This window comes from Streptococcus mitis, assembly GCF_946190065.1.
Lineage (GTDB): Bacteria > Bacillota > Bacilli > Lactobacillales > Streptococcaceae > Streptococcus > Streptococcus mitis_DE.
Map to the genome: position 1 here is coordinate 1 of NZ_CAMHZD010000049.1, position 600 is coordinate 600.

The following is a 600-nucleotide window of genomic DNA, read 5'->3' on the forward strand; positions in this document are numbered from 1 at the left end:
GATGTCTTAACTTTTTCGTAGATGTGTTCTGTATCACCATTTGGTAATTTCTTAGTCTCTACGAAGCGGTATTCTGGAATGTCTTTCTTATCAACTGTTCCTGGCTCACTTGGATATTTAGGAATTTCATTTCCTTCTTTATCCTTGAATGATGTCTTAACTTTTTCGTAGATGTGTTCTGTATCACCATTTGGTAATTTCTTAGTCTCTACGAAGCGGTATTCTGGAATGTCTTTCTTATCAACTGTTCCTGGCTCACTTGGATATTTAGGAATTTCATTTCCTTCTTTATCCTTGAATGATGTCTTAACTTTTTCGTAGATGTGTTCTGTATCACCATTTGGTAATTTCTTAGTCTCTACGAAGCGGTATTCTGGAATGTCTTTCTTATCGACTGTTCCTGGTTCACTTGGATATTTAGGAATTTCGTTTCCTTCTTTATCCTTGAATGATGTCTTAACTTTTTCATAGATGTGCTCTGTATCACCATTTGGTAATTTCTTAGTCTCTACGAAGCGGTATTCTGGGATATCTTTCTTATCTACAGAGCCAGTTACTTTTTCACTAATTTCGTTACCGTCTTTGTCTTTAAAGAAAGTT

1 protein-coding gene is annotated in these 600 nt (G+C 35.3%); it reads right to left on the bottom strand.

The window, feature by feature from the left end:
• Positions 1-600 (bottom strand): MucBP domain-containing protein (locus OCF96_RS09875; RefSeq protein WP_261447057.1); only part of this gene is annotated, 600 nt, incomplete at both ends.